Annotated in this window: 24 protein-coding genes; 4 read left to right on the top strand and 20 right to left on the bottom strand. The window is 58.9% G+C overall.

Annotated elements, in window-relative coordinates:
• Positions 1-41: 41 nt before the first annotated feature.
• Together RVM26_RS06235 and RVM26_RS06230 are read right to left on the bottom strand one after the other, a co-directional pair.
• Positions 42-869 (bottom strand): hypothetical protein, encoded by an 828-nt coding sequence (locus RVM26_RS06235; protein ID WP_287807295.1) that lies wholly within the window; start codon positions 867-869, stop codon positions 42-44.
• 9 nt (positions 870-878) lie between these two features.
• A complete protein-coding gene (locus RVM26_RS06230; protein WP_287807297.1) occupies positions 879-2,171 on the bottom strand; it encodes a nucleotide sugar dehydrogenase in 1,293 nt (430 codons plus the stop codon).
• Positions 2,172-2,352: 181 nt separating this feature from the next.
• Between RVM26_RS06230 and ubiG the strand changes: the two genes are divergently transcribed.
• Both ubiG and RVM26_RS06220 read left to right on the top strand, forming a co-directional pair.
• Positions 2,353-3,096, top strand: a complete 744-nt coding sequence (ubiG, locus tag RVM26_RS06225; protein ID WP_039177965.1) for a bifunctional 2-polyprenyl-6-hydroxyphenol methylase/3-demethylubiquinol 3-O-methyltransferase UbiG — start codon at positions 2,353-2,355, stop codon at positions 3,094-3,096.
• A complete protein-coding gene (locus tag RVM26_RS06220; RefSeq protein ID WP_498941419.1) occupies positions 3,097-3,768 on the top strand; it encodes an HAD family hydrolase in 672 nt (223 codons plus the stop codon). It begins immediately after the preceding gene.
• A 54-nt stretch (positions 3,769-3,822) separates the two neighbouring features.
• Here RVM26_RS06220 and RVM26_RS06215 read toward each other — a convergent pair whose 3' ends face one another.
• The 13 genes from RVM26_RS06215 to RVM26_RS06155 form a co-directional block, all read right to left on the bottom strand.
• The gene (locus RVM26_RS06215) at positions 3,823-4,584 is read right to left on the bottom strand and encodes a YciK family oxidoreductase (protein ID WP_287807303.1); all 762 of its coding nucleotides are present in this window, start codon (positions 4,582-4,584) and stop codon (positions 3,823-3,825) included.
• A gap of 27 nt (positions 4,585-4,611) precedes the next feature.
• Positions 4,612-5,418, bottom strand: coding sequence for a tol-pal system protein YbgF (gene ybgF, locus RVM26_RS06210; RefSeq protein WP_287807304.1), 807 nt, complete (start codon positions 5,416-5,418; stop codon positions 4,612-4,614).
• A gap of 52 nt (positions 5,419-5,470) precedes the next feature.
• Positions 5,471-6,010 carry a peptidoglycan-associated lipoprotein Pal gene (pal, locus tag RVM26_RS06205; protein WP_039177975.1) on the bottom strand — a complete coding sequence of 180 codons (540 nt, stop codon included), beginning with the start codon at positions 6,008-6,010 and terminating at the stop codon, positions 5,471-5,473.
• Positions 6,011-6,055: 45 nt separating this feature from the next.
• On the bottom strand, positions 6,056-7,342 hold the full coding sequence (tolB, locus tag RVM26_RS06200) for a Tol-Pal system protein TolB (RefSeq protein ID WP_498941418.1): 1,287 nt from the start codon (positions 7,340-7,342) through the stop codon (positions 6,056-6,058).
• Positions 7,342-8,508 carry an energy transducer TonB gene (tolA, locus tag RVM26_RS06195; protein ID WP_498941417.1) on the bottom strand — a complete coding sequence of 389 codons (1,167 nt, stop codon included), beginning with the start codon at positions 8,506-8,508 and terminating at the stop codon, positions 7,342-7,344. The genes tolB and tolA overlap by 1 nt, the downstream gene beginning before the upstream one ends.
• Before the next feature lie 13 nt (positions 8,509-8,521).
• The gene (tolR, locus tag RVM26_RS06190; RefSeq protein WP_016913818.1) at positions 8,522-8,959 is read right to left on the bottom strand and encodes a protein TolR; all 438 of its coding nucleotides are present in this window, start codon (positions 8,957-8,959) and stop codon (positions 8,522-8,524) included.
• A gap of 11 nt (positions 8,960-8,970) precedes the next feature.
• A complete protein-coding gene (gene tolQ / locus RVM26_RS06185; protein ID WP_498941416.1) occupies positions 8,971-9,651 on the bottom strand; it encodes a protein TolQ in 681 nt (226 codons plus the stop codon).
• A 112-nt stretch (positions 9,652-9,763) separates the two neighbouring features.
• Positions 9,764-10,165 carry a tol-pal system-associated acyl-CoA thioesterase gene (gene ybgC, locus RVM26_RS06180; protein ID WP_498941415.1) on the bottom strand — a complete coding sequence of 134 codons (402 nt, stop codon included), beginning with the start codon at positions 10,163-10,165 and terminating at the stop codon, positions 9,764-9,766.
• The gene (gene ruvB / locus RVM26_RS06175) at positions 10,162-11,199 is read right to left on the bottom strand and encodes a Holliday junction branch migration DNA helicase RuvB (protein WP_498941414.1); all 1,038 of its coding nucleotides are present in this window, start codon (positions 11,197-11,199) and stop codon (positions 10,162-10,164) included. Before ruvB ends, ybgC begins: the two co-directional genes overlap by 4 nt.
• Positions 11,200-11,282: 83 nt before the next feature.
• Positions 11,283-11,888: a Holliday junction branch migration protein RuvA gene (ruvA, locus tag RVM26_RS06170; RefSeq protein ID WP_287808815.1), complete on the bottom strand. Its 606-nt coding sequence runs from the start codon at positions 11,886-11,888 to the stop codon at positions 11,283-11,285.
• A gap of 69 nt (positions 11,889-11,957) precedes the next feature.
• Positions 11,958-12,509 (bottom strand): crossover junction endodeoxyribonuclease RuvC, encoded by a 552-nt coding sequence (ruvC, locus tag RVM26_RS06165; protein ID WP_287808816.1) that lies wholly within the window; start codon positions 12,507-12,509, stop codon positions 11,958-11,960.
• Between the two features lie 99 nt (positions 12,510-12,608).
• Positions 12,609-14,390, bottom strand: a complete 1,782-nt coding sequence (aspS, locus tag RVM26_RS06160; protein WP_039177993.1) for an aspartate--tRNA ligase — start codon at positions 14,388-14,390, stop codon at positions 12,609-12,611.
• A 65-nt stretch (positions 14,391-14,455) separates the two neighbouring features.
• Positions 14,456-14,731 (bottom strand): FmdB family zinc ribbon protein, encoded by a 276-nt coding sequence (locus RVM26_RS06155; protein WP_498941413.1) that lies wholly within the window; start codon positions 14,729-14,731, stop codon positions 14,456-14,458.
• A gap of 199 nt (positions 14,732-14,930) precedes the next feature.
• On the opposite strand from RVM26_RS06155, the gene RVM26_RS06150 reads away from it, so the two are divergent.
• On the top strand, positions 14,931-15,884 hold the full coding sequence (locus RVM26_RS06150; protein ID WP_498941412.1) for a D-2-hydroxyacid dehydrogenase: 954 nt from the start codon (positions 14,931-14,933) through the stop codon (positions 15,882-15,884).
• A 149-nt stretch (positions 15,885-16,033) separates the two neighbouring features.
• On the opposite strand, the gene RVM26_RS06145 is transcribed toward RVM26_RS06150, so the two are convergent.
• Positions 16,034-16,933, bottom strand: a complete 900-nt coding sequence (locus RVM26_RS06145; protein WP_498941411.1) for a YihY/virulence factor BrkB family protein — start codon at positions 16,931-16,933, stop codon at positions 16,034-16,036.
• Between the two features lie 178 nt (positions 16,934-17,111).
• On the opposite strand from RVM26_RS06145, the gene RVM26_RS06140 reads away from it, so the two are divergent.
• Positions 17,112-18,206: a bifunctional nicotinamide-nucleotide adenylyltransferase/Nudix hydroxylase gene (locus RVM26_RS06140; protein ID WP_498941410.1), complete on the top strand. Its 1,095-nt coding sequence runs from the start codon at positions 17,112-17,114 to the stop codon at positions 18,204-18,206.
• Here the strand turns inward: RVM26_RS06140 and RVM26_RS06135 are convergent.
• The 4 genes from RVM26_RS06135 to uvrB form a co-directional block, all read right to left on the bottom strand.
• Entirely contained in the window at positions 18,203-19,120 is a 918-nt protein-coding gene (locus RVM26_RS06135) for a LysR family protein (protein WP_498941409.1), read from the bottom strand. The two genes, RVM26_RS06140 and RVM26_RS06135, sit on opposite strands and share 4 nt — an antisense overlap.
• Before the next feature lie 51 nt (positions 19,121-19,171).
• Complete coding sequence (cls, locus tag RVM26_RS06130; protein WP_498941408.1) at positions 19,172-20,590, bottom strand: cardiolipin synthase; 1,419 nt, start codon at positions 20,588-20,590, stop codon at positions 19,172-19,174.
• Between the two features lie 120 nt (positions 20,591-20,710).
• Entirely contained in the window at positions 20,711-22,216 is a 1,506-nt protein-coding gene (locus tag RVM26_RS06125; RefSeq protein WP_039178005.1) for a fumarate hydratase, read from the bottom strand.
• Positions 22,217-22,438: 222 nt separating this feature from the next.
• The gene (gene uvrB, locus RVM26_RS06120; protein ID WP_039178009.1) at positions 22,439-24,463 is read right to left on the bottom strand and encodes an excinuclease ABC subunit UvrB; all 2,025 of its coding nucleotides are present in this window, start codon (positions 24,461-24,463) and stop codon (positions 22,439-22,441) included.
• Positions 24,464-24,480 lie beyond the last annotated feature (17 nt).

Raw genomic sequence — 24,480 nt, 5'->3', positions numbered from 1 at the left:
GCGTCTTTATCCCTAACCCCAAATTATCGGCGTGTGGCGTGCTAGTTACGCAGCATCTCCATTTGTGCGCTAAAGGCCAGTTGGGCTTGCCGCACCTGTCGCACATCGCTTTCGAGGGTCGCCAACCGCTGCGACCACTCGGCTTCCAGTGACGCCAGCTCGGACTGGCTTGCAAACGTGGCGGTGGTGTCATCCTCCAGCGCTTCAGAGAGCTGGGCAAGCTGTTGCTCCATGGTATCACGCCACTGCTGCTGCTCGGCCAAGACAGCCTGCTCGCTGGCCAGTTGCTGCTCCAGCTGCTCGAGTCGTTGGCCGAAGGACTGTTCCAGATAAGACACCTCTTCAAGCAGATTTTGTCTACCGGAAGTCCCTACCTGCTCCAGCGCATTCAGCGAGGCACGAATCGCTGCCAGTTGGTTGTCTCGCATGGCAGCTTGCTCCTCCAGACGCTCGAACTGCTGAGCGACGGAGTTCAGCGCATCACTTGAGGCACTGGCCTCATGGTCAGTGAGCAGGCCATACAACTCTTCACGCGTGGTGGAGAGCGCAATGGCAAGTTGCTCCTGCTCCTGGAACAGTGTGGCCATTTGAGCCTGTACAAAGGCTATCTCATCCTGGGTATCGGTGTCACCCGAGTCCAATCTTGCATGAAGATTGGAGACCTCGCCACTCACCCGGTTGACTTGTCGCAGGAGCTCTTCACGCTCGTACCACAACAGCACCGATGCCCCAGCCAAGGCCACGACGAGCAACATCAGGAAACACCATAACGGCCAGAGCCTGGGGCCTTTGCGATGCCGCAAGTGCTGCGCAGTGAAGCTCTGGTCGACATCCGGCACGATACGAGGTGATGAGGTGGCGTCAGACATGATTTTTCCTTAGGGCAACATCGGGTCGGCGCGACGTCCAATTCCCCGGTAGTGTAGGCCACAGCTGGCAACAAAAGCAGGGTCATAAATATTGCGGCCATCCAGTACCAGTTTTTCGCCCAGCAGCGTCGCCAGGCGATGCCAATCCGGGTTCCAGTAGGTCTTCCATTCCGTCACCAGCATCAAGGCATCTGCCCCTTGGCACGCCAGGTAAGGGTCGCCTTGGACGGTAATCAAGTCATCGCGCTGGCCGACGGCTTCATGCAGGGCCGGCAGCGCTGCCGGGTCATGCACCTTGACCGTTACGCCCTGCGCCCAAAGGGCTTCCAGCAGTGTCAGCACAGGGGCGTGGTCGATTCGTGCCGTTCCTGGCTTGAAGGCAGCCCCCCACACGGCAATCGTCTTGCCCGCCAGGTTACCATCGAAAAACGCCCACAATTTTCTGAACAAGGTCTCTTTCTTTTGCTCGTTGATATCCATGACCTGCTCCAGCAAAGCGGAGTAACGGCCATGCGCCGATTGAACATCGGCCAGGCCCATCAGATCACGGGAGAAATTGGGGCCACCAAAACCACAGCCGGGATAGAGATATTCGAAACCGATTCGGCTATCCGCCCCCATCCCCTGGCGCACATGCTCCACGTCCACACCCAGGGTATCCGCCAAGCCAGCAACTTCATTCATGTAGCTGATACGCGTGGCCAACATACCATTGATGGCCAGCTTGGTCAGTTCAGCCGCTCGACAGGGCATACGCTGAAACACTTCGGTGCGGCGATTGAAGGCCCGCAACAACTCACGCGTGACCTGCTCACCGTGAGCATCATCACAGCCCAGTAGCCAACGCACCGGCCGAGTGAAAGCGGACCATGCCCGGCCTTCTTCCAACGTGTCAGGCAGCGCCACACGGCTATGCTGATGGCCCATCAACGCATGAAGGCGCTCGGTTTCACCCACAGGGAAAGTCGAGTTATTGATCAGCACGCCGCCTTGATAATCCGCAAACGTGGAACTGTTGAGCAGATGGCGCGCAGAATCACGTTGGCTAGGTGACAGAGCCAGCCAGACCACATCGGGCGCGTGAGACGAGTCGAGTGTTTCGATGACGCGCAGTTGCCCCGACGCCAAAGCCTGTTCCAGCTGCGCCATGAGCGAAGGCTCACGGCGCAGCCAGTCGACCTGAGCCAACGATGACCAGGGCATGTCTTCGTGCAACAGCCAGTCCACCTGATGACCTACCCAGGCGAGGGCGGCAGCCGCCGTGGCGGCACTCAGCTCGCTACCGTGCAGTAATACCCGCATTCAAAGGCTCTCCATGGCAAACAACCGTCGATAAAATAGGGGGTTGGGCATCATGCCTCGCTCCTTTTCATGCGTTCCGCTCCGGGAGTGGTTAGAATACTCCCATACTCAACGATAGAAGGGTGATGGGCAAGGCATTGCCCTCTCCGCTTTATTGCCGACTTGCTCAGGGAGCCATACCATGTCATCGACTCTTCAGGATAGCACCACTGACCGCCTACAGGGCAACGTTGATGCGGCAGAAGTTGCCAAATTTGAAGCACTTGCCAGCCGCTGGTGGGACCCTCACAGTGAGTTCAAGCCACTGCACGACATCAACCCTTTGCGGCTGGACTTCATTGATGCTCGCGCTGGCCTGGCAGGCAAACAAGTGCTGGATGTAGGTTGCGGGGGCGGCATCTTGAGCGAAGCCATGGCGCACCGTGGCGCACGCGTGACCGGTATCGACATGGGCGAAGCACCGCTGGGAGTGGCCAGACTGCACGCTGAAGAGAGTGGTGTGGCTATCGACTACCAGCACATCAGTGTCGAAGCACTGGCTGCCCAGCAGCCTGGCACGTTCGATGTGGTCACCTGCATGGAGATGCTGGAGCACGTGCCAGACCCGGCTTCTATCATCCGTGCCTGCAGTCGACTGGTACGGCCAGGCGGCCACGTTTTCTTTTCTACGCTGAACCGTACGCCCAAGTCCTACGCCTTCGCTATCGTCGGTGCCGAATACCTGCTCAAGCTACTTCCCCGTGGCACCCACGACTATGCAAAATTCATTCGCCCCTCCGAAATGGCCCACTGGGCGCGTAGCGCCTCGCTGGAAGTGCGTGAGCAGAGCGGTTTGACCTATAACCCGCTGACACGACACTACCGCCTGGTGGCCCATGACGTATCGGTCAACTACATGATGCACTGTCGCAAGGTGAGCGAATAGATGCGCCCTTCTGCCCCCCACGCCGTGATCTTCGACCTGGATGGCACGCTGGTGGACACAGCGCCGGATCTGGCCGCCGCCACCAATGCCTTGAGAGCCCACCATGGCCTCGCGGCCCTGCCCTTCGAACAGATTCGCGGGCAGGTCTCCAATGGTGGCAGTGCTCTGGTCACGCTGGCTCTGAGTCTTGACAGCGGCAGTAACGAGCATGAGCAGGCGCGTGACTTTCTACTCGATGCCTACGAGCAGAAAGTCGCCGTACACAGCCGCCTGTTTTCTCCGCTGGACGTGTGGCTGCATGCCTGGCAAGAACGCGCTCGCCCTTGGGGAATCGTCACCAACAAACCAAGGCGCTATACCGTTCCGTTATTGGATGCCTTGGAACTCACACCTGGGGCACTGCTGTGTGCCGATGACCTGAGCGTCAAGAAACCCGCACCCGAGCCTCTATGGGAAGCTGCCAAGCGGTTGGGCGTAGCGCCCGAGCGTTGTTGGTACATAGGCGATCATGTCAGGGACATGCAGGCAGCGCGAGCGGCTGGCATGCTGGCCGTAGCGGTGGGCTATGGCTACATCAGCGAAGAGGACGACTACCAGCAGTGGCCTGCCGATGTCTGGTTTGCGACGTGCGAGGAGCTGGTGGCCGCGTTAGACGACCACCGCTCCCAGTGACATGCTCATCGGCCCATGGGGCCGATGGCGCACTTGCTGCATCCTTCAGGCATATCAACTACGCGGTGGCTGGGCATCGTACTTCTGGCCGCTGACCCCTTGGCTGTCCGGGCCCATCAGCCATAGGTAGGTGGGCATGATCTCTTCTGGCGTGCGCAGCGTCAGCGGGTCTTCGCCAGGATAGGCCGAACGCCGCATCTGGGTTCGCGTGGCACCAGGATTGAGCGTGTTCACCCGCACATGCGGCTGATTCTCGAGCTCGTCTGCCAGTACTTCCATGAACCCTTCGGTGGCAAACTTGGAGACCGAGTAGGCGCCCCAATAAGCACGACCTTTACGACCGACGCTAGAGGAGGTAAAGATCACCGACGCGTCATCAGACGCCTGCAGCAGCGGCAATAGCGCCTGCGTCATCCAGATGGGGCCGTTGATGTTCACCTGCATGACCTGTTCCCACAGCTCGGGATTGTACTGCTCGAAGGGGGTGATTCGGCCCAACAGCCCTGCATTGTGCAACAAACCATCCAGCCGACCGAACTCGTTGTTCAACGTCTCGGCCATGTCGTGGAAGTCTTTTAACGTAGCGCCTTCGAAGTTCAACGGGAAAATGGCTGGCTGAGGACCGCCTTGAGCTTCGATTTCATCGTAAACGCGCTCCAGCTTGGCAATGGTACGACCAAGCAAAATCACGGTTGCCCCATGTTTGGCATACTCAAGCGCTGCAACACGCCCTATGCCATCGCCCGCACCGGTTACCAACACGACGCGGTTTTCAAGCAAGCCAGGCGCTGGTTGATAGTCGATTTTGCAGTTCATGAGGATTCCTTGATCCAAGAAAGCCGATTAACCGGCTGATTGACGGAGAAAATCATTGGCAAGGCCAGCAGCGCTGGTTTGCGGGTAGTCGTCACGCACTTGCTCCAACAGCTCACGACTGCGTGCCGCGTCCCCTTTACGCGCCTTGACCAGTCCCAGCTTGTAAAGCGCATCAGGCACTTTGGAGCTGCCACTGTATTGCTCGATGACACGTGTAAAGGCCTGATCTGCCGCGTCCAACTCACCTTCTGCCGCGTACAGTTCGCCCAGCCAGTAATGGCCATTGGCAGTCAGGCTGCTGTCCGGGTGGTCGGCCACGAACGATTCGAAAGCCGCAATGGCATCGCCAAACTGGCGCGCCTGCACATGAGCAAAGGCAGCCTGGTAATCGGCCTGAGCGTCGTCACTGACGTTGCGGGTCGATGGGGCCTGGGCCACCTGCTCGGCAACTTCCGGTTCGACTTGGGGGGTGGACTGCTCGATCTGACTGGGTCCGCTGCTCATCAGGCGGTCTTCGATATCCAGATACTGCTGCTGAGACTGTCTACGCAGCTGTTCCAACTGGTGACGCAGCTCTTCGATCTGCCCCCGCAACTGCTGGATTTCCTGCTGGTGCTCTTGAACCTGATTGAACAGCACCAGGTTGCCACCCGAGGACTCCTGACGCTGCGTCTGTTGGTAGAAACCCGAAGAACCAGAAGAGAGATCTTGCACCAGCGGCTGCTGAGCAACGGCGGAGGCAGTAAACAGGGATAAGGGCAATACGGACAGCGGGAGCACCAAGGCTCCCGCACCGCACAGCCTCTCAAAATAGCGTTTGAGACTGTGATTCATTGATAGCTCCGAAAGGCCATTGGCGTGCCTGATGACAGGCACGCCAACGCTATCAGTAGTTGAAGACTACGCGACGGTTCTGAGAGTAAGCGCTTTCGCTCTGACCGCTCACTGCCGGACGCTCTTCACCGTAGCTGACAACGCTCATCTGTGAAGGAGAAACGCCCTGAATGTTCAGGAAGCGCTGCACGGCTCCGGCACGACGCTCGCCAAGGGCCATGTTGTATTCACGCGTACCGCGCTCGTCGGTGTGGCCATGCAGAACGACGCGTGCGTTCGGGTTGGCACGCAGGTAGCGAGCGTGGGCCATGACGACGGACTCATATTCGCTCTTGATGGTATCGCGGTCAAAATCGAAGTAGATGGTACGCACTTCGGGAATACGCGAGTCGGCTTGCTGACCAGCACCCGAGCCAGTGGTGGAACCATACTGACCACCCGCACCTGCGCCCGACGTGCCAGACCCTACGCTGCTGCCAGACTGGCTGCCGTAGGCGTCCCCGTCCTGGGATCCGCCGGTGCTGGAACAGCCAGCGATAACTACGATAGATAACGCTACTGCCAATGAGCGAGCCAACGGCTTAAGTTGCATAATCAGACTCCTTGCCTGAAAACAGAGTTTAGTGCTGTTCATTCGTTAATTTAAAAAAGGTGACCATGCAGGGTCACGCACTTCGCCTTGTGCTGCTGGCAGCCTGAACGATGAACGGCCATCGGCTGAAACGGCACTGAGCACACCCGCACTACCCTGCTGGGTAGCGAAGATTACCATGGTACCGTTCGGTGCAACACTAGGAGATTCATCTCTTGTCGATTCGCTCAAGACCACTAAGCGACCACCCCCAAGATCCTGCTTGGCAACCTGATAACCCCGGCTTGAACGATGGATGAAGAAGATCTCTTCACCGTCGGGAGAGAAGCGGGCACGGGCATTATAGTTACCTGTGAACGTAATGCGATTAGTTTCGCCACTACCCAGCGAATATTGATAAATCTGCGGCCCACCGCTGCGGTCAGAAGTAAAAATCAGGCTGCGGCCATCGGGTGACCATGCTGGCTCGGTGTCGATGCTGTTGCTTTGGGTGACACGTTCCACGGAGCGGTTGGCCACATCCAGAATGTAGATTTCAGGCTGACCATCCTTTGACAGCGACATGGCAATGCGACGGCCATCGGGCGACCAGGTAGGCGCGCCATTGATGCCGTCGAACGACGTCGCCTGCACACGCTGGCCGGTGGCCACGTCCTGAATGTAGATGGCGGCCTGGCCAGACTCGAAAGACACATACGCCAGTTTACGTCCATCCGGTGACCATGCTGGCGACATGATGGGCTGGTCAGAGGTCAGCACTTGCTGGCTTCTGCGGCCATCGGCATCGGCCACGTAGAGGCCGAACTGCATGTTGTCGCCCACGCCTTGCGCAGTCACATAAGCAATGCGCGTGGAGAATGCGCCACGAATATCCGTGATCGCTTCGAAGATCTCATCGCTGATATAGTGCGCCGCACCACGCAGATCATTACTGTTGGCGGTGACGGTTTCACTCAGGATAGGACGCTGACCACTGATATCCATCAGGTCGAACTGCAGCTCATAGCCACTGCCCGATTGGCGCGCTCGGCCTACTACCAGATAGCGGACATCCAAGGAACGCCAGGTGCCGAACTGAACGTCGCTGGCCTGGCTGGGGCGCTCGAACATGGCGCCTCTATCCAGCGGTGAAAAGAAGCCGCTGCCCTCGAGGTTGTCCTGGATGATCTGAGCCACGTCTTCCGGGAAGCCTTCGCCTCCCTCGAACGGGACCACGCCAATGGGCAGCGCACGGTCACTGCCACGGGTTATTTCAATGGTCAGGTTTGCGCTTGCCACACTGCTGATCAATAGCAGTACGCAAAAAAGCCACACTTTGCTCAACGTTTGCATCAGCGAACATCCCCCGGGGTAAATCGCAGATTAAATTGACGTAAATTGCGCTGCTGATCCGCTGGCAAGTCGCGTAACTCGCCAAACGGCGCTGCATGTTCGACCGCCTGCATTGCCGACCGGTCAAAGGCACTGTCGCCACTTGAAGTGACCACCGATGTGGCAAGCAGTTCGCCCGATGGTCCAAGCCTTACCTGTATGGTAGCACTCATCGAGTTGCTTGCTCCCGGCGGAATGACCCAGGCCTGCTCAACGGCTCGCCGCACGATGTTGATAAAGCTGTTTGCCGCCTGCTGGGCCTGCTGAGCATTGGCAGCCGCTTCGGCTTCACCCGCCAACTGGCGCTGCATGGCCGCTTCTGCCGCTTCGGCAGCACGTCGCTCCTCAGCCTCACGCTGACGTTGGGCTTCTGCTTCGGCTTCCCGCTGGCGTTGGGCTTCTGCTTCGGCTTCCCGCTGGCGTTGGGCTTCTGCTTCGGCTTCCCGCTGGCGTTGGGCTTCTGCTTCAGCCTCCCGCTGGCGTTGGGCTTCTGCTTCGGCTTCCCGCTGGCGCTGGGCTTCTGCTTCGGCTTCCCGCTGGCGCTGGGCTTCTGCTTCGGCTTCCCGCTGGCGTTGGGCTTCTGCTTCGGCTTCCCGCTGGCGCTGGGCTTCTGCTTCGGCTTCCCGCTGGGCTTCCGCCTCGGCTTGGCGTTGGGCTTCTGCTTCTTCCCGGGCGCGCTGCTCAGCGGCCTGCTCTTCTGCTGCCCGCTGAGCTTCCTGTTCGCGCCGCTGGGCCTCTGCTTCGGCCTCGGCCTGGGCTTCGGCCAGATCACGGGCCTGCTGCTCTGCACGGGCTGCGGCTTCTGCCTCGCGCTGTGCCGACGCGGCAGCCTCTGCTTCAGCTGCCTGCTCTGCGGGGCTAGGTGCTTCAGGTGCTGGCTCGCTCTGGGCCGGCTCGGTCGCACTGTTCAGCGCGGCCTGCTGCTCGGTAACCTGCTGCGCCTGATCGGTAAAGGTTTCCGTGCTGACAAAAGTGGCCTGCACGATCGATGAGGAGTCGGGCTCTGCAGGCGTGCTGGGTAGCCGAATCAGCGTGAACGCAATCACGACGAGATGCACGCCAATCGCCAGAACCGTCGGCAATGTGTAGCCGACATCCTGGGGGTCGCGTGGTGGTTTCACTGCCATCGGTGACTCGCCCTTAGCCATCTTGCGGCGGCTCTGAGAGCAGCCCAACGTTCGCCACACCAGAGCGTTGCAGGGTGCTCATCAACATGACGACCTGGCCATAAGGCACGCTACGGTCGCCCCTGACCATGACAGGGGTGCCAGGTCGCCGTTGGAGAATGGCAATGACGCGTTCGGAAATCTGCTCCAAAGAGACATTGCTGGTGTCTTCACCCAAGGTGATGAAGTAGCCACCGTCACGATCCACCGAAATGATGATCGGATCACTGTCTTCTTGAGTCTCGATAGGTTCCGAAGTGACCTGCGGCAAATCCACCTGTACGCCTTGCGTCAACATGGGGGCCGTGATCATGAAAATGACCAGCAGCACCAGCATGACATCGATGAAGGGGACGACATTGATCTCCCCCATGGGCTTTTTCTTGCCGCCGCGATTAAACGAACCTTGCATGACGAACTCCTTTAGCGGGCATCGGGCTTGCCGTCACGACCTTGCAAGTTGCGATGCAGGATCGCATGGAATTCTTCAGCAAAATTTTCGTACTTGCCCAACAGGCGAGAGGCTTCGTTGGAAAGGCGATTATAGAAGATAACAGCAGGAATCGCTGCCAGAAGGCCCATGGCGGTGGCGATCAGGGCTTCAGCAATCCAGGGCGCCACGGTGGCCAAAGTGGCTTGCTGGGTCATGGAAAGCGACTGGAAGGAGCCCATGATGCCCCACACAGTACCAAACAGGCCGACGTAAGGGCTGACCGATGCCACGGTGGCCAGAAAAATCAGGTGCTGGGTAAGGCGATCCTCTTCCCGCGACCAGGCAACGCGCATGCTGCGCTGAACGCCTTCGAGGATCGTGTCGACGTTACGCGTCTTGGGCATCAGACGGTTGAACTCGCGAAAGCCGGACTGGAAGATATGCTCCGCGCCGTGGCGTGGGTCATCGGCAGGAATTTCGCGGTACAGCTCATTGAGGTCGACACCCGACCAGAATGACTCTTCGAATTGATTGTACTCCTGCTTGGCACGACGCAATGCCATGCTGCGCTGGAAAATCACCACCCAAGAGAGGATCGACCCCACCACCAGCAGTAACATGACGAGCTGCACGACGGTGCTGGCACTCATTATCAAGTGGGGTATGGACATGGTGTTATCGTTCACAGTTGCCCTCTTCAATCTATTGGCGTCGACATGGCGACATGGGTAGCGGTGGTCATTTCACCGGGTTTAGCTAGCACGAGATCACACTGAGGGTCGGCTAGTGAGCCGACACAGAAAGATCGAGCGATCCAGGCCACGCTTTGGGCCGTAAGGTATCAGCGCTCAAACAGGCTATCTCGACTGTGGCAGCGCACAAGAGTTCCTTGTCTCGCCACACCTGCTGCTCGAATGTCATTCGACAACGGCCTTGATTGACCATGGTGGCCGTTACGGTCAGCGCATCATCGAGACGTGCTGGCTTGGCATAGCGGCAGGCAATGCGGTATACCACTAGCTGCGTCCCTTCGTCTAGCAGCGTTTGCTGATTCAGCCCCAATTCTCTCAACCATTCACTGCGGGCGCGTTCCATAAACTTCAGATAGTTAACGTAGTAGACAATACCGCCCGCGTCAGTATCTTCTATGTAAACGCGCACTGGCATCGCAAAACCATCGTTCATGGCCGCCGCTCCCCTTCTGCATTCATGGCACTGTCGGGCGCTATACGCTCGAAGTGTTGCCACGCCTGACGCGTCACCACCCGACCACGTGGCGTACGCATCATCAGGCCCTGTTGAATCAGGTAAGGTTCGATCACGTCCTCGATGGTATCGCGCTCCTCGCCAATCGCCGCCGACAGCGAATCGACCCCGACCGGCCCACCGTCGAACTTGTCGATCATGGCCAGCAGCAGGCGGCGATCCATATGGTCCAGGCCATGATGGTCGACGTTGAGCATGTTCAGGGCTGCATCGGCGAGCGTTACATCGACCACCCCGTTGCCCTTGATCTCGGCATAGTCACGGACGCGACGCAGCAGGCGGTTGGCAATGCGAGGCGTTCCCCGCGAGCGGCGGGCAACCTCCACCGCACCTTCTCGACTGGTTTCCACGCCTAGCAGGCGTGCCGAACGAGCGACGATTTCCGTCAGCTCTTCGAGGTTGTAGAACTCCAGACGCTGGACGATACCGAAGCGATCGCGCAGCGGCGAGGTCAGCAGCCCTGCTCGCGTGGTCGCTCCCACCAGCGTAAAGCGCGGCAGGTCGAGCTTGATGGAGCGCGCCGCAGGCCCTTCACCAATCATGATGTCGAGCTGAAAATCTTCCATGGCGGGATAGAGGACTTCTTCCACCACGGGGGATAGGCGATGTATCTCATCGATGAACAGAACGTCACCCGGCTCCAGGTTGGTCAGCATCGCAGCCAGATCCCCGGCCCGCTCGAGCACCGGCCCGGAAGTCGACTTCAGGCCGACCCCCATTTCGGTGGCGATGATATTGGCCAGCGTGGTCTTGCCAAGGCCTGGTGGGCCAAACACCAGCGTGTGGTCGAGGCTCTCTTCCCGCAATCTGGCCGCGCCAATAAAGATTTCCAGCTGCTCACGGACTCGGGGCTGGCCAATGTAGTCCCGAAGGCGCTTGGGCCGAATGGCGTGATCGATGCGCACTTCCCCATGCTCCGGTTCAGCGGCGATCAATCGGTCATGTTCTAGCATGGCAACTCTTCTACTGGATCTGATCAACGCCGGAGAGACACAAGGTCCGGCACGCGGTGTATCAAGTGGGGTTTGCGTTGCGCTCAGCCACTCATGCGCTGAGTCAGCGCCGCCTTGACCAACGCTTCGGTGGATTGATTAGGATCTACATCGGCCAGCATTTTAGCAGCTTCGGTCAGCTTGTAGCCGAGGCTGACCAGCGCTGCCTCTGCATCGGCCAAACTGTCGCGCGGGGCTGGACGGCCACTGGTGGCCTCCAGGGCCAACGGGGCGTGGCTCTGCTCCCAGTCGGGAAAGCGATCACGCATGTCGATGATCAGCCGTTCGGCCGTCTTTTTGCCCACCCCAGGCAAACGGGTCAATGCCTTGCTGTCATCGTCACGCACGCAGCGCATGAAGGCGTCCTCATCCATCCCCGAAAGAATCGCCAGCGCCAGTTTGGGGCCTACACCACTGACCTTGATCAAGGCGCGAAACAGCGCACGCTCATGCTCACGGCCGAAGCCATACAGCAAATGGGCATCGTCGCGAATGGTCAAGTGCGTATATAACGAGACGTTTTCACCTGGCGCAGGCAGCGCCACCAGCGTGTTCATGGAGGCTTCCAGTTCGTAGCCAACGCCTTGGACATCCACCACGATCCAGGGGGGATGCTTCTCGATCAATAAACCAGTTAACCGACCAATCATAGGGGTGCTCGCGGGTAGTGAAAACGGTAAGCCACTATAAAGCGACTCTGTACAGATGACCAGTAACGACTATAGCCGCCAACGCCCCGTAGAGCGCCGTTTGCCCTGCTTGGCCGCGGGGGGCACTCGACCACTTCCGGCGAACGCGTGGGTCAAGGCAATGGCCAGCGCGTCGGCCGCATCGGCTTGAGGCGTGGCGGTCAACTGCAACAGCGTCGTCACCATGTGCTGTACCTGTGTTTTCTCGGCACCCCCATGCCCTGTGACGGCCTGCTTGATATGCCGAGCCGCATACTCGGAAATACTCAGCCCATGGTTGGCCAGGCATACCAGCGCGGCGCCTCGGGCTTGGCCCAGCTTTAGCGCCGAGTCGGCATTCTTGGCCATGAACACACGCTCTACCGCGACTGCTTCAGGTCGATACAGGCCGATCACTTCCCCGAGCCCGGCATAGATCTGCGCCAAACGCTGCTCCAGCACCCCATCAGAGGTACGTATACAGCCGCTGGCCACATAGCGAGGCTTCATGCCGATCAGGTCAATGACGCCGTAGCCGGTAATCCGTGACCCAGGGTCGATACCCATGATCCGAACGACTGCCACGGACTGATGTCCTTCCATGTACTGACTCCTGGTAACGCGATGGCAGATAAGGTGACACATAACAAAACACCGACGCAGAGCGTCGGTGTTGGCTACCTCTGGCAGACGACAGAGCGTTTACTCGCCTGTGGTCTCTGCCTTGGCCTTTTGGCGCAGTCGAATGCTCAGCTCCTTGAGCTGCTCGGGGCTGACTTCGCCGGGGGCGTCGGTCATCAAGCAGCCAGCGCTTTGCGTTTTCGGGAAGGCGATCACTTCACGGATGGTTTTGGCACCGACCATCAGCATGACCAGGCGATCCAGACCGAAAGCCAAACCACCATGGGGCGGTGCACCGTACTGCAAGGCATCCAGCAGGAAGCCGAATTTCTCCTGCGCTTCCTCCTGGCCAATCCCGAGAATGTCGAACACGGTGCTTTGCATGGACTGATCATGGATACGAATGGAACCACCGCCCAGCTCGGTACCGTTCAATACCATGTCGTAAGCACGCGATAGCGCGGCGGCCGGGTTGGCCTTGAGCTCTTCCGGCGTGCAGGAAGGCGCCGTGAAGGGGTGGTGCAGCGGGCTCAGTCGGCCTTGATCATCGGCTTCGAACATCGGGAAATCGACCACCCAGAGCGGTGCCCAGGGCTGGGTATACATGGCCAGATCAGCACCCAGCTTGACACGCAGTGCGCCGATGGCTTCGTTGACGATGCGCGTTTTGTCGGCACCGAAGAAGATGATGTCGCCATCTTCTGCACCCACGCGATCGAGCAGTTCCTCGACGACGTTCTCCATGAACTTGACGATGGGCGACTGCAGGCCTTCCAGCCCTTTGGCGCGCTCGTTGACTTTGATCCAGGCCAGCCCCTTGGCGCCGTAGATACCGACGAATTTGGTGTATTCATCGATCTCTTTGCGCGACAGCTTGGCTCCACCCGGCACACGCAAGGCAGCTACACGGCCATCTTCCGCGCTGGCAGGACCAGAGAACACCTTGAAATCCACCTGCTGCATCAGGTCATCGACATCCGTCAGCTCCAACGGAATGCGCAGGTCCGGTTTGTCGGAGCCAAAGCGATCCATGGCTTCCTGCCAAGTCATGCGCGGGAACTCCGGCAGCTCGACATCCAGCACTTCCTGGAACAGTTGGCGGATCATGGCTTCGGTGATGCCCATGATATCGTTTTCCTCGACGAACGAGGCCTCGATATCGATCTGGGTAAACTCTGGCTGACGGTCGGCACGCAGGTCTTCGTCACGGAAGCACTTGGCAATCTGGTAGTAGCGGTCAAAGCCCGCCACCATCAGCAGCTGCTTGAACAGCTGCGGCGACTGCGGCAGTGCAAAAAAACTACCCGCATGGGTGCGGCTCGGCACCAGATAGTCGCGGGCACCTTCCGGTGTCGCGCGGGTCAGGATGGGCGTTTCGATGTCCAGAAACCCCTGGCCTTCGAGAAACGCACGAACGCTGTGCGAAATACGCGAACGCAGGCGCAGCTTCTCGATCATGTCCGGGCGGCGCAGGTCGATGTAACGATGCTTCAAGCGCACCTCTTCACCCACCTTGCCATGCTCGTCCAGCTGGAAAGGCGGCGTGAGGGCAGTGTTGAGCACCTCGACTTCCTTGGCCAGCACTTCGATCATGCCAGTCGGCATATTGGGGTTCTGAGTGCCTTCGGGACGCAGGCGAACACGCCCTGTAATACGCAGAACATATTCACTGCGCGCACGGTCGGCATTAGCAAACGCCTCGGCGGTATCGGGGTCGACGACGAATTGCGCAATCCCATCGCGGTCGCGCATGTCGAGAAAGATAACCCCACCGTGATCACGACGGCGATGTACCCAACCGCAGACGGTGACCGTTTGATCCACCAATGTTTCGTTCAGCTGGCCGCAATAATGGCTGCGCATGTCTCTTCCTGTTCTGTTGCGTGACTATGTAAGGGGTCGCCAACTACCTCGGCTGACCGCCGCGGCTAAGCCGCGGCGCCTTTGCTGGGGGATGGCGTGCTGGTGTCGCTGGACGAAGAGCCAGCCGGGCCACCGCCAGCAGCAAGGTTCTTTTTGCTACCGGTTTTGAAATCGGTTTCGTACCAGCCGCCACCGGCCAGACGAAAGCCTGCCGCAGACACCAGTCGTTCGAGGTCATCCTGCTGGCAAGCGGGGCATTGAGTCAGCGGATCAGCGCTGACTTTCTGTAGTTTTTCCATGCGATGGCCGCAGGCCTTGCACTCGTACTCATAGATAGGCATGTTGATGGCTCCTGAAAAGCACAACGTCAACAGACTGATATTTACAGAAAAGTGGCGAACGACTAGGTCGCCGAGCTGACAATATGTGGCCTGCTGGGATAAATTCCAAGACTGCGGTTGATAGCGCAAACATTATACCCTTTTGTGCCCCCTGCCGGGCAAGGCCAAGCGCCACTTGGCAGCCAATGGAGAAAACAACATGCCTCATGCGGTAATGCTGGATGCAGAAAGCCTGGGCCCTCATATCGACCTGACGCCGATTCGTGAGGCCGTCGATCACCTGGAAACCTATCAACAAAGCACCCCAGAGCAGGCCCGCGACCGCCTGAAGAACGCGGATATCGCGATCGTCAACAAGGTCACACTGGACGCCGACACGTTGTCGCAGCTGCCTTCGCTACGGCTGATCTGCGTCTTGGCTACGGGATTGAACAATATCGATCTTGACGCAGCCAAGGCTCATGGCATCGTCGTCAAGAACGTCTCCGCCTACGGCACGGCCAGTGTCTCTCAGCACACGCTGATGCTGATGCTGTCGCTGGCCAATCGCCTGCCGCGCTATCAGGCAGATATCGCCGCAGGAGCTTGGCAGAAAAGTGATTTCTTCTGCCTTCAGAACCACCCGACGCTGCAGCTGGCTGGCAAGCAACTGGTCATGGTAGGCAGTGGCGAACTGGGCTCGGAAGTCGCTCGTCTGGCCGAGGCCTTCGGCATGCAAGTAACCTTCGCCGCGCGGCCTGGCAACGAAGCCACCGATAAGCGCCCGGCCCTGGACGACCTGCTGCCCCACGCCGATGTCATCAGCCTGCACTGCCCCCTGAACGACGATACACGACACTTGATCAATCAAACGCGTTTGGCCAAGGCCAAGCCTTCACTGCTGCTGGTCAACTGCGCGCGCGGCGGCATCATCGACGAAGAGGCCGCTCTGGAGGCGTTGCGCAAAGGAGCGCTAGGCGGGCTGGCCATTGACGTGCTGCCCGCTGAACCACCCCGCCAGGGGCATGCGCTGCTGGATGCCTTGGCAGCAGGAGAGCCGCTCAATTTGATCGTCACGCCGCATAACGCCTGGATCACCCCCGAAGCGCGTCAGAACATCGTCTTGCTGTCGGCGAAAAACATCACTGACTGGCAGGCAGAGCAGTCCGCCTGAGGCGGTAATACGTCAAAACGTCGCAAAATGACCAGAAGCGTGATGCAGGGCCAGGGGTTCCATTGATACGTGGGTCACCCTGGTCCCTTGAACCTTCCCAGGCACCATTCCACGCAGACAGCACTGCGACAATGGCAACCTCCTGTTCATCAAAGCAATTCTTGGCGTACCAATACCGCACTGTTGCGGGGCACCAGAGGGCACCCTCGGCGCAGCAGCAGCGAACGGGTAAACGATGCACCGAACAACAGTATCAAGGAACTGTAGTAGACCCACAGCAGGATCATCACTACCGAGCCCGCGGCACCATAGGTAGATGCGGTGGCCGTATAGGCCAGATAGATGGCGATCAGGCTGCGGCCTATCGTGAACAGAATCGCCGTCACCAGCGCGCCGATCAGCACGTCCTGCCAACGCAATACCACATCGGGCAGCACTTTGAAGATAGTGGCAAACAGCAAGGTCACCATGGCCAGCGAAATGAGCGACTCGGCAGTGGTGGTGACGATGGTCGCAATGGGCAGCAGGTCACTGGTGGCGTGCAGCATGCTGCGCAGAAAGACGCCCAGCACCAGAGAAACGAGCAGAATGAAGCCAATCGAAAGCACGACGGTCAGCGACAGCAGGCGCGTCTTGATGAAAATGAAGGCGCTGTTGCTGGTAGGCTTGGCCGTGACGCCCCAGATGGTATTGAGTGAAAACTGCATCTGAGCAAAGACCGTGGTGGCACCCACCAGGAGTGCAACCACCCCTAAGACAGTAGGCAGAAGCCCGGACTCTTCGATACGCGACTGGGCAACCGCCTGTTCCACCGCCTGGGCAGCCTCGGCTCCTAACGTGCCTTGAAGCTGCGCCACGATTTGCCCTTGAGCAGCATCTTCCCCCAGCACCACCCCGATCACGGTGACAGCAATGATGATCGTCGGAGCCAGCGAAAAAAGCGTATAGAACGCCAGCGAACCAGCGTAGCTGAAGGCATTGCGCTCCAGCCATAGAGAGATCGCATCTTGTACCACGTTCCACCAGAAAACGAGCGTGCGCTTCAGCATAGTTATTCCCTTTAAAACCATTCCCAGCGTCCTTTTTTATAACGCCACTATCACTATCAATAGGTAAGCATACCGAATGAAACCGTTGAGCGCAGGGTTTGATGCATTGCACAGAAGTGACTCACTGACCATAATGGCCACGCCTGATGGCCAACTGACCAGCGCGCAAGGACACCCCATGACACCGGATGCTGCCCTCCCCCCTTCGAACCATGAGTTTGACTGCCTAGTCTTCATTGGTCGTTTTCAGCCGCCACATCTGGGGCATTTGGCCATCATCCGCGAAGCGCTCAAACAGGCGCGTCAGGTCATCGTCATGGTCGGCTCTTCATGGCAAGCGCGTTCGTTACGCAATCCCTGGCACTTCAATGAACGCCAAGCCATGATCCGTTCTGGATTCGACGAAGCCGAGAACCGCCGCCTGGAAATCACGCCCCTGCTGGATGCCCTTTACAATGACGATGTCTGGGTGCGGGATGTGCAACGCAAGGTACGTGACCTGGCTACCCCCGCCAAGGCTCGTCTGCCACGTATCGGACTGATCGGAGCCAGCCGTGGCCAATCGAGCTACTACCTTTCGCTGTTTCCTCAGTGGGAATCGGTCAGCGTTCCGCTGGTGGAAGGCATTTCAGCCAGCCAGATTCGAGAGCGGCTGTTTCGCTCCCCTGACGCCACCGGCGACTATCTGAGCACTGGTGCTTATCATGATCTTCCCCCGGGGGTGGTCAGAAGCGTAGGACAGTTCTGCAAGGGTGGTGCTTATCATCAGTTGCTGGAGGAGCAGCACTTGCTGGACCAGTATCGCCAGGCCTGGGCAAAAGCCCCTTACCCGCCCATCTTCGTGACGGTAAATGCCGTGGTGGTGCAATCTGGCCACGTATTGCTGGTGAAGCGCACAGCCGCCCCTGGCAAGGGGCTGTTCGCTCTGCCCGGCGGCTTCATCAACCCTCACGAACGCTTGCTGGATGCCTGCCTGCGCGAGCTGCGCGAACGCTTGCGGCTCAAAGTGCCGGAACCGGTGCTGAAGGGCTCGCTACGCGGCCAGCGTCTGTTCGATGAGCCACACCGCAGTTGGCGAGGGCGAACGCTCGCCGAAGCTTTCTATTTTGCGCTGACCCCCGACCAGCAGCTACCTCGCCTGAAGCCGGTCAGAGGCGGCGAGCATGCCCACTGGGTGGCGTTGGCCGACCTGGAGCCGGAAAGTCTGTTTGAAGACCACTTCTTCATCATTCAAAACTTTCTAGGGCTACCGGCCAACCTGGGCGGCGTTTAGCCCTGCAGAAAATCGCGCGGCAGCTTCATCATTTGCCGCCACAGGCGCTCTACCCCGGGCTTGTGCACCAGCGAGCAACGATACAAACGGATTTCCAGCGGAATATCCCACCCCTCATCTCCTGCCCGAACCAGCCGACCGCACTTCAGCTCTTCACGGATGCAGAAATCGGGAATCCAGGCCACGCCGACTCCTTGCAACACCATGCCCTTCAGGCCCTCGGCCATGGCCGTTTCGTACACCGTACGCAGCTTCATGCGTAGCGGATCGTTCTTCAGCAGCATGCGCACGCTACGCCCCAGGAAAGCACCCTGCGTGTAGGCCAGGTAGGGAATCGACTGATCACGCTGCAGCGAGAACAGCGACTTGCCCTGCTCATCAGGGAGCGACACGGGCAACATCTTGACCTTGCCAATCGAAAAAGACGGGAACACTTCGGCGTCCAGCTGCATGGTAGCAAACGGGTCATAGTAAGCCAGCATGAGGTCACAGTTGCCTTCCCGCAGAACGTGAATCGCCTCGCCCACATTCATGGCCACCAACCGCGTCGGCAGTTCGCCCAAACCCTTCTGCAGCCGCGAGATCCAGGGCGGATAAAAACTCAGCGCCAAGGAGTGTGCGGCCACGATGTCCAGCGCCTCATTGGCAATCGAAAGGCCACGCAAATGGCTGAGTGATTCATTGAGTTGCTCTACCAGGTTGCGCGCAGTGACCAAAAAAAGCTGGCCTTCCGAGGTGAGTCCTATGGGTGTCGTCGAGCGGTCCACCAAAGTGACTCCCACCGCTTGTTCCAGCGCCCTGATGCGACGACTAAAGGCAGGTTGGGTCACATGGCGCTGCCTGGCAGACGCAGAAAAACTGCGCGTGTTGGCCAGTGCCACAAAATCTTCTAACCATTTTGTTTCAAGATTCACCCAACACTCCCTTTGTTTATTGGTTCTTTGTGATCGCGGCTGGCCCAGCGGCTACTGGACGGGTGACATCAGGTACGCGGCGCGGGAGACGACTTTTTTCCACATTGGCCGCTGGCTGACTTCATCGAGGGTAACGCGTCGGCACTGGGCGAAATCGGCTTCCAGCATCTCGGCCACCTGTCGGGTAAAATCAGCGCTGGGTATGAAGGCGGTAATCTCGAAATTCAATCTGAACGAGCGATTATCCAGATTGACCGTACCGATAGCAGACGAGCTGTTGTCGATAAGCATGACTTTTTGATGTAGAAAGCCAGGTTGATAACGGTATATTTTCACGCCCGCCTTGAGCATGTCGGGTAAGAACGAGAACGCCGACAGGAAAACCAGCAAGTGATCCGGCCGCTCCGGGATCATCACACGCACATCTACACCGCGCATGGCCGCCAGTCTCAATGAATCCTGAACGCCTTGGTCGGGCACGAAATACGGGCTGGTGACCCAGAAACGTTCGTTGGCACTGTGAATCAGCTGCTGCACCAGCAGCCCTGCCGTGTCCTGCTTGTCCGCTGGCCCCGACGGCACGATGACCACTTGTTGGTCATGCCCCGCGGCGGGTGCCGCGTGCCAGTTCAGCGTAATCACTTCCCCTGTGGCCCAGTGCCAATCCTCCCAGAACGCTTCCTGGAGGCCGAGAACGCTAGGACCGTGCAGTAACAGATGAGTATCACGCCAAGGGCCATGCTTCTTGCTCTGCCCCAGATACTCTGTGCCGACATTGAAGCCGCCTACCCACCCCTGCTCCCCATCCACCACGGCAATCTTGCGGTGGTTGCGGAAGTTGAGCTGGAAGCGGTGTTTGATGCCGCGCGACGATCGAAACGGGGTCACTTCGACACCAGCCTGTTTCAGCTCTTTGAAATAACTGTCTCTCAGCTTGCGGCTGCCAATTTCATCGTAGAGAAAATAGACACGCACACCGCGCTGGGCCGCGCCTACGAGGTGCTGCTGCAACTCACGTCCCAGCGCATCATCCCGCACGATGAAAAACTGCAGCAACAGATAGTGCCGAGCCTGCGCGATGCCTTCGAACAAGCTGTCGAACGTTGCTTGCCCATCGATCAGCAGCTGTGGGTGATTGCCTCGGGTCAGCGGCATCATCGCCAGCTGCTCCACGGCCTTGATATCGGTATTGGTGGACTCGACCACGTGGGGCTTGATGTTGTGACGATAGCGCACCAAGACTCTGCGAAGCACCGTATCTCTTGCACCGCGTGCGGTCACATAGCCATAGAAGCGGGGGCGTCCAAAAAACCAGTAGGCGGGTAAAGCAATATAGGGAAAGGTCAGCAGTGAAATGATCCACGCGACGGCACCCTGGGATGTTCGACTGGACATCAACGCCATTACTGCCGAGACCATCCCCAGAACGTGGATCATCATGATCGCCGTGCCTAGCAGCCATGAGGCCATTAACGCTTCCTCGTCATCATCAGGACATCTTGCTGTTTTCTATAGCGACCATGCGGAGAAGCCCCGCCTGGCACGGGGCTTCCGATCACTCATCTGGTCACACAGGCTGCCAATCGGCCATCAGGCCTTTTGGGCAATGATTTCTTTCCACTTGGCAGGCCCCGTCTGGTGCACCGACGTGCCCTGGCTATCGACGGCGACCGTGACCGGCATGTCTTCCACTTCGAACTCATAGATGGCTTCCATTCCAAGGTCCTCGAAGCCTACTACACGAGACTTCTTGATGGCCTGGGCCACCAGATAGGCAGAGCCCCCGACCGCCATCAGATAGACGGCCTGGTTGTCGCGAATCGCGTCGATGGCCGCCTGGCCACGCTCGGCCTTGCCCACCATCCCCAGCAGACCGGTCTCTTCCAGCATGGTACGGGTGAACTTGTCCATACGAGTGGCGGTCGTTGGCCCTGCTGGCCCCACGACTTCATCACCTACCGGGTCTACGGGCCCGACGTAGTAGATGAAGCGACCTTTCATGTCTACCGGCAGCGGCTCACCTTTGGAGATCATGTCGACCATACGCTTGTGCGCCGCATCGCGTCCGGTCAGCAGTTTACCGTTGAGCAGCAGCGTGTCGCCTGGCTGCCAGGTGCTGACCTCTTCGGGAGTGACCGTATCGAGATTCACGCGCTTGACGTTATCACCCGCTTCACGAGTGATTTCCGGCCAATCTTCCAGCTTGGGAGCTGGCAACGAGACGGCACCGGAACCATCCAGAGTGAAGTGCGCATGACGCGTCGCCGCACAGTTGGGAATGATGGCCACCGGCTTGTTGGCCGCATGGGTGGGATAATCCTTGACCTTGATATCCAGCACCGTGGTCAAGCCGCCCAGCCCCTGGGCACCGATACCACTCTTGTTGATCTTGTCGAACAGCTCCAGACGCAGCTCTTCTGCCCGGTTGCTGGGGCCACGTGCCTGAAGGTCTTGGATGTCGATAGGATCAAGGAGCGCTTCCTTGGCGATTTCCATGGCCTTTTCGGCGGTTCCACCAATCCCGATACCGAGCATGCCGGGCGGGCACCAGCCAGCGCCCATCTTGGGCAACTGTTCCATGACCCAATCCACCACGCTGTCGGAAGGGTTGAGCATGGCAAACTTCGATTTTGCCTCGCTACCGCCGCCCTTCGCTGCCACGTGAATATCGACCTTGTCGCCAGGCACGATCTTGTGATGGATGATGGCGGGCGTATTGTCCTTGGTGTTTTGGCGCTTGCCATCCGGGTCGGCCAGAACCGATGCACGCAGAACGTTATCGGGCAGTTGATAGGCCCGGCGCACGCCTTCGTTGATCATGTCATCCAGGCTGAGATCCGCTTCCCAAGTCACGTTCATACCGACATGCACGAATACCGTCACGATACCGGTGTCCTGGCAGATGGGGCGATGGCCCGTGGCGCACATCCGTGAGTTGATCAGGATCTGAGCAATGGCATCCTTGGCTGCCGGATTCTCTTCGCGCTCATAAGCGGCTGCCATGGCATCGATAAAATCCTTGGGGTGATAGTAAGAGATGTACTGCAGAGCATCGGCAACGCTTTGAATCACGTCGTCCTGGCGAATCACGGTCATGGATGAACAGCTCCTCGGTTATCGTGCTAAGTGCGACCTTCTCGGCCGTCTAAGTGTGCGGGAAGTATACCGTATTGAAACAATCCCGGCAGCCACTACAGGTGCTTCCCTCCATGCAGGGGTTAACGCTTTGGTCTGACAGACAGTTTCCAGCGTCTTCCCCGCGAGCTGCTTTTCGATACGATCCGCAGCTCGCCGGATTTCAGGGCCTTCAGGCATCGCCTACCCCAGCGCCAGCTGCTGTTCTTTCATGCGGTGCACCTGATCACGCAATCTCGCCGCCTCTTCGAACTCCAGGTTCTGGGCGGCCTCGAACATGGCGTCTTCCAACTTGCTGATGGCCGCCAGCAGGTCTTGGCGACTCATGGACGCCACGTCATAGCTACCCTCAGGCTCGGCCACCTTGCGCTCGTTGCCACGTCGGCGGGAGCTCTTCTTGCCGGGCGTTTGGGCGGCTTCGAGAATGTCGGCCACCGAACGCGTCACGGTGGTCGGCGTGATGCCATGCTCTTCGTTATGGGCCATCTGCTTGGCGCGGCGGCGCTCGGTTTCATCGATGGCCTTGCGCATCGAGTCGGTAATCCGATCACCGTAGAGAATCGCTTTGCCGTTGGCATTACGTGCCGCGCGGCCAATGGTCTGAATCAACGAACGCTCGGCACGCAGGAAACCTTCCTTGTCTGCATCCAGAATGGCGACCAGCGATACTTCCGGAATATCAAGCCCTTCACGCAGCAGGTTGATCCCCACCAGCACATCGAACTTGCCCAGCCGTAGATCGCGGATGATTTCCACCCGCTCGACAGTATCGATATCGGAGTGCAGATAGCGCACCCGAATATCGTGTTCGTCGAGATAGTCGGTCAAATCCTCGGCCATACGCTTGGTCAGCGTGGTCACCAGCACGCGCTCGCCCACCGCGGTGCGCAAGCCGATTTCGGACAGCAGATCGTCGACCTGGGTGCTGGCAGGACGCACTTCGATTTGCGGGTCGAGCAGCCCCGTGGGGCGCACCACCTGTTCGACCACCTGACCGGCATGCTCTGCTTCATAAGGCCCCGGGGTGGCCGAGACGAAGATGGTCTGTGGCGAAATCGACTCCCACTCTTCGAACTTCATCGGCCGGTTGTCCAGCGCGGAAGGCAGGCGAAAGCCGTACTCCACCAGCGTTTCCTTGCGGGAGCGGTCACCTTTGTACATGCCACCCACCTGGGGCACGCTGACGTGGGACTCATCGATGAAGAGCAGCGCATCGTCGGGCAGGTAATCGAAAAATGTCGGCGGCGGCTCGCCAGGAGCACGGCCAGACAAGTAGCGCGAGTAGTTTTCGATGCCGTTGCAGTAACCCAGCTCCAGCATCATTTCGATGTCGTAGAGAGTGCGCTGTTCCAGGCGCTGGGCTTCCACCAGCCGCTCATGCTTTCTCAGCCACTCGAGCCGCTCTTTCAGCTCCCCCTTGATGGCATCGATGGCCTCCAGGATGGTTTCCCTGGGGGTGACATAGTGCGACTTCGGGTAGATCGTCATGCGCGGCACCTGGCCACGTATATCCCCTGTCAGCGGGTCAAACAGGCGGATGGAATCGATCTCGTCGTCGAAGAGCTCGACCCGTACGGCCTCTTCGTCGGCGTCCGCCGGAAAGATATCGATTACATCACCACGCACACGGTAGGTGCCGCGACGAAAATCCATGTCGTTGCGCGTGTACTGCAGCTCCGCCAATCGGCGCAGGAAGGCACGCTGATCGATCAGCTCGCCGCGGGTAAAGTGCAGGCGCATTTTCAGGTATTGATCCGGGTCACCCAGACCATAGATCGCCGATACCGACACGACGATCAAGGCATCACGCCTTTCCAGCAGCGCCTTGGTGGCGGACAGCCGCATCTGCTCGATGTGATCATTGATCGAGGCATCTTTTTCAATGAACGTGTCCGAGGAAGGCACGTATGCTTCCGGCTGATAGTAGTCGTAGTAGGAGACGAAATATTCGACGGCGTTGTCGGGAAAGAACGACTTGAATTCGCCATACAGCTGGGCCGCCAGCGTCTTGTTGGGCGCCATGACGATGGTCGGCCGCTGTAGCTGCTGCACCACGTTGGCCATGGTGAAGGTCTTGCCGGAGCCGGTAACGCCCAGCAGCGTCTGGTGGGCAAGGCCCGACTCCAGGCCGCTTACCAGGCTGCGGATCGCGGTGGGCTGGTCGCCCGCAGGCTTGAATTTTGACTGCAGACGAAATTCCTTGCTCATCATGGCTCCTGGGATGG

The organism is Halomonas sp. KM072 (genome assembly GCF_050710315.1).
Lineage (GTDB): Bacteria > Pseudomonadota > Gammaproteobacteria > Pseudomonadales > Halomonadaceae > Vreelandella > Vreelandella hamiltonii.
The sequence above is the reverse complement of the archived record's forward strand: the minus strand, read 5'-3'. Positions and strand labels throughout refer to the sequence as shown.